Genomic DNA, 5,198 nt, shown 5'->3' with positions numbered 1-5,198 from the left:
CGAAGGGAAGCGCCCGGAGGAAAGCCCGAGAGGGTGAGTACAAAGGAAGCGACCGTTCCTTGAGAACTCAACAGCGTGCCAAAAATCAACGCCAGATATGTTGATACCCCGTCTCCAGCATCCGCTGGGACGAGGTTCCTTTGAAAAACACAGCGAGGACGCTGTGTGCGAGAGGATCATTCCTCCTCTCGCACCGCTCTCGTGGTGTTCATCCCGATCACGGGAAAACATTCACGGAGAGTTTGATCCTGGCTCAGGACGAACGCTGGCGGCGTGCTTAACACATGCAAGTCGAACGATGAAGCCCTTCGGGGTGGATTAGTGGCGAACGGGTGAGTAACACGTGGGCAATCTGCCCTTCACTCTGGGACAAGCCCTGGAAACGGGGTCTAATACCGGATATGAGCCGGGACCGCATGGTCCTGGCTGTAAAGCTCCGGCGGTGAAGGATGAGCCCGCGGCCTATCAGCTTGTTGGTGAGGTAATGGCTCACCAAGGCGACGACGGGTAGCCGGCCTGAGAGGGCGACCGGCCACACTGGGACTGAGACACGGCCCAGACTCCTACGGGAGGCAGCAGTGGGGAATATTGCACAATGGGCGAAAGCCTGATGCAGCGACGCCGCGTGAGGGATGACGGCCTTCGGGTTGTAAACCTCTTTCAGCAGGGAAGAAGCGAAAGTGACGGTACCTGCAGAAGAAGCGCCGGCTAACTACGTGCCAGCAGCCGCGGTAATACGTAGGGCGCAAGCGTTGTCCGGAATTATTGGGCGTAAAGAGCTCGTAGGCGGCTTGTCACGTCGATTGTGAAAGCCCGAGGCTTAACCTCGGGTCTGCAGTCGATACGGGCTAGCTAGAGTGTGGTAGGGGAGATCGGAATTCCTGGTGTAGCGGTGAAATGCGCAGATATCAGGAGGAACACCGGTGGCGAAGGCGGATCTCTGGGCCATTACTGACGCTGAGGAGCGAAAGCGTGGGGAGCGAACAGGATTAGATACCCTGGTAGTCCACGCCGTAAACGGTGGGAACTAGGTGTTGGCGACATTCCACGTCGTCGGTGCCGCAGCTAACGCATTAAGTTCCCCGCCTGGGGAGTACGGCCGCAAGGCTAAAACTCAAAGGAATTGACGGGGGCCCGCACAAGCGGCGGAGCATGTGGCTTAATTCGACGCAACGCGAAGAACCTTACCAAGGCTTGACATACACCGGAAAGCATTAGAGATAGTGCCCCCCTTGTGGTCGGTGTACAGGTGGTGCATGGCTGTCGTCAGCTCGTGTCGTGAGATGTTGGGTTAAGTCCCGCAACGAGCGCAACCCTTGTTCTGTGTTGCCAGCATGCCCTTCGGGGTGATGGGGACTCACAGGAGACCGCCGGGGTCAACTCGGAGGAAGGTGGGGACGACGTCAAGTCATCATGCCCCTTATGTCTTGGGCTGCACACGTGCTACAATGGCCGGTACAAAGAGCTGCGATACCGTGAGGTGGAGCGAATCTCAAAAAGCCGGTCTCAGTTCGGATTGGGGTCTGCAACTCGACCCCATGAAGTCGGAGTCGCTAGTAATCGCAGATCAGCATTGCTGCGGTGAATACGTTCCCGGGCCTTGTACACACCGCCCGTCACGTCACGAAAGTTGGTAACACCCGAAGCCGGTGGCCCAACCCGTAAGGGAGGGAGCTGTCGAAGGTGGGACTAGCGATTGGGACGAAGTCGTAACAAGGTAGCCGTACCGGAAGGTGCGGCTGGATCACCTCCTTTCTAAGGAGCACTTCTTACCGGGCTTGCTCGGTCAGAGGCCAGTACATCGGCGAATGTCCGGTGCTGGTTGCTCATGGGTGGAACGTTGATTATTCGGTATGGTCCAGGACGGGCCAGGCGCTAGTACTGCCCTTTCGGGGCGTGGAACGCTGATCTGGTCGGCTGGCTGTGCCGGGCACGCTGTTGGGTGTCTGAGGGAATGATCTTCTCCTCAGTCGCCGGCCCCAGTGCACTCGGATCTGTCTGGTCCGGGGTGATGGGTGGCTGGTCGTTGTTTGAGAACTGCACAGTGGACGCGAGCATCTGTGGCCAAGTTTTTAAGGGCGCACGGTGGATGCCTTGGCACCAGGAACCGATGAAGGACGTGGGAGGCCGCGATAGTCCCCGGGGAGTCGTCAACCAGGCTTTGATCCGGGGGTTTCCGAATGGGGAAACCCGGCAGTCGTCATGGGCTGTCACCCACTGCTGAACACATAGGCAGTGTGGAGGGAACGAGGGGAAGTGAAACATCTCAGTACCCTCAGGAAGAGAAAACAACCGTGATTCCGGGAGTAGTGGCGAGCGAAACCGGATGAGGCCAAACCGTATACGTGTGAGACCCGGCAGGGGTTGCGTATGCGGGGTTGTGGGATCTCTCTTCTGTTGTCTGCCGGCAACAGGACGAGTCAGAAACCGTTGATGTAGACGAAGGACATGCGAAAGGTCCGGCGTAGAGGGTAAGACCCCCGTAGTCGAAACGTCAGCGGCTCGTTTGAGAGACACCCAAGTAGCACGGGGCCCGAGAAATCCCGTGTGAATCTGGCGGGACCACCCGCTAAGCCTAAATATTCCCTGGTGACCGATAGCGGATAGTACCGTGAGGGAATGGTGAAAAGTACCCCGGGAGGGGAGTGAAATAGTACCTGAAACCGTGTGCCTACAAGCCGTGGGAGCGTCGGGGACTTCGGTCCCTCGTGACTGCGTGCCTTTTGAAGAATGAGCCTGCGAGTTTGCGGTGTGTTGCGAGGTTAACCCGTGTGGGGAAGCCGTAGCGAAAGCGAGTCCGAACAGGGCGGTTGAGTAGCACGCTCAAGACCCGAAGCGGAGTGATCTAGCCATGGGCAGGTTGAAGCGGAGGTAAGACTTCGTGGAGGACCGAACCCACCAGGGTTGAAAACCTGGGGGATGACCTGTGGTTAGGGGTGAAAGGCCAATCAAACTCCGTGATAGCTGGTTCTCCCCGAAATGCATTTAGGTGCAGCGTCGTGTGTTTCTTGCCGGAGGTAGAGCACTGGATAGGCGATGGGCCCTACCGGGTTACTGACCTTAGCCAAACTCCGAATGCCGGTAAGTGAGAGCGCGGCAGTGAGACTGTGGGGGATAAGCTCCATGGTCGAGAGGGAAACAGCCCAGAGCATCGACTAAGGCCCCTAAGCGTACGCTAAGTGGGAAAGGATGTGGAGTCGCACAGACAACCAGGAGGTTGGCTTAGAAGCAGCCACCCTTGAAAGAGTGCGTAATAGCTCACTGGTCTAGTGATTCCGCGCCGACAATGTAGCGGGGCTCAAGCGTACCGCCGAAGTCGTGTCATTGCAGCGTATAGCCCCAACGGGTGCTGTGATGGGTAGGGGAGCGTCGTCTGCCGGGTGAAGCGGCACTGGAAGGTAGTCGTGGACGGTTGACGAGTGAGAATGCAGGCATGAGTAGCGATACAAACGTGAGAAACGTTTGCGCCGATTGACTAAGGGTTCCTGGGTCAAGCTGATCTGCCCAGGGTAAGTCGGGACCTAAGGCGAGGCCGACAGGCGTAGTCGATGGATAACCGGTTGATATTCCGGTACCCGCTGTGAAGCGTCAAACATCGAACCAGGCGATGCTAAGTCCGTGAAGCCGCCCCGGAGCCTTCGGGCAAAGGGGAGTGGTGGAGCCGACGAACCAGACTTGCAGTAGGTGAGTGATGGGGTGACGCAGGAAGGTAGTCCATCCCGGGCGGTGGTTGTCCCGGGGTAAGGGTGTAGGCCGCAAGGTAGGCAAATCCGCCTTGCATACGGCTGAGACCTGATGCCGAGCCGATTGTGGTGAAGTGGATGATCCTATGCTGTCGAGAAAAGCCTCTAGCGAGTTTCATGGCGGCCCGTACCCTAAACCGACTCAGGTGGTCAGGTAGAGAATACCGAGGCGTTCGGGTGAACTATGGTTAAGGAACTCGGCAAAATGCCCCCGTAACTTCGGGAGAAGGGGGGCCAGCTCTGGTGAGAGGACTTGCTCCTCGAGCTGGGGGTGGCCGCAGAGACCAGCGAGAAGCGACTGTTTACTAAAAACACAGGTCCGTGCGAAGCCGTAAGGCGATGTATACGGACTGACGCCTGCCCGGTGCTGGAACGTTAAGGGGACCGGTTAGCTCACTTTCGGGTGGGCGAAGCTGAGAACTTAAGCGCCAGTAAACGGCGGTGGTAACTATAACCATCCTAAGGTAGCGAAATTCCTTGTCGGGTAAGTTCCGACCTGCACGAATGGCGTAACGACTTCTCGACTGTCTCAACCATAGGCCCGGTGAAATTGCACTACGAGTAAAGATGCTCGTTTCGCGCAGCAGGACGGAAAGACCCCGGGACCTTTACTACAGTTTGATATTGGTGTTCGGTTCGGCTTGTGTAGGATAGCTGGGAGACTTTGAAGCAGGCACGCCAGTGTTTGTGGAGTCGTCGTTGAAATACCAGTCTGGTCGTGCTGGATGTCTAACCTGGGTCCGTGATCCGGATCAGGGACAGTGTCTGATGGGTAGTTTAACTGGGGCGGTTGCCTCCTAAAGGGTAACGGAGGCGCCCAAAGGTTCCCTCAGCCTGGTTGGCAATCAGGTGTTGAGTGTAAGTGCACAAGGGAGCTTGACTGTGAGACCGACGGGTCGAGCAGGGACGAAAGTCGGGACTAGTGATCCGGCGGTGGCTTGTGGAAGCGCCGTCGCTCAACGGATAAAAGGTACCCCGGGGATAACAGGCTGATCTTCCCCAAGAGTCCATATCGACGGGATGGTTTGGCACCTCGATGTCGGCTCGTCGCATCCTGGGGCTGGAGTCGGTCCCAAGGGTTGGGCTGTTCGCCCATTAAAGCGGTACGCGAGCTGGGTTTAGAACGTCGTGAGACAGTTCGGTCCCTATCCGCTGTGCGCGTAGGAGTCTTGAGAAGGGCTGTCCCTAGTACGAGAGGACCGGGACGGACGAACCTCTGGTGTGCCAGTTGTTCTGCCAAGGGCATGGCTGGTTGGCTACGTTCGGGAGGGATAACCGCTGAAAGCATCTAAGCGGGAAGCCTGCTTCGAGATGAGGACTCCCACCCACTTGATGGGGTAAGGCTCCCAGTAGACGACTGGGTTGATAGGCCGGATCTGGAAGCCAGGTAACTGGTGGAGGTGACCGGTACTAATAGGCCGAGGGCTTGTCCTCAGTTGCTCGCGTCCACTGTGT

The 5,198-nt window shown here is 57.6% G+C and carries 2 rRNA genes; both read left to right on the top strand.

Features of this window, described 5'->3' with window-relative positions:
* The first annotated feature begins 230 nt into the window (after positions 1 to 230).
* A 16S ribosomal RNA gene (locus K7G59_RS34135) occupies positions 231 to 1,755 on the top strand.
* Positions 1,756 to 2,062: 307 nt separating this feature from the next.
* Positions 2,063 to 5,177 (top strand): 23S ribosomal RNA (locus tag K7G59_RS34130).
* Together the 16S and 23S rRNA genes form the textbook arrangement of a ribosomal RNA operon.
* The last annotated feature ends 21 nt before the right edge of the window (positions 5,178 to 5,198 follow it).

The sequence above is a fragment of the Streptomyces sp. NK08204 genome, assembly GCF_020400585.1.
Classification (GTDB): Bacteria; Actinomycetota; Actinomycetes; order Streptomycetales; family Streptomycetaceae; genus Streptomyces.
Note: the sequence above shows the minus strand (reverse complement) of the source record. Positions and strands in the feature narration are given on the sequence as shown.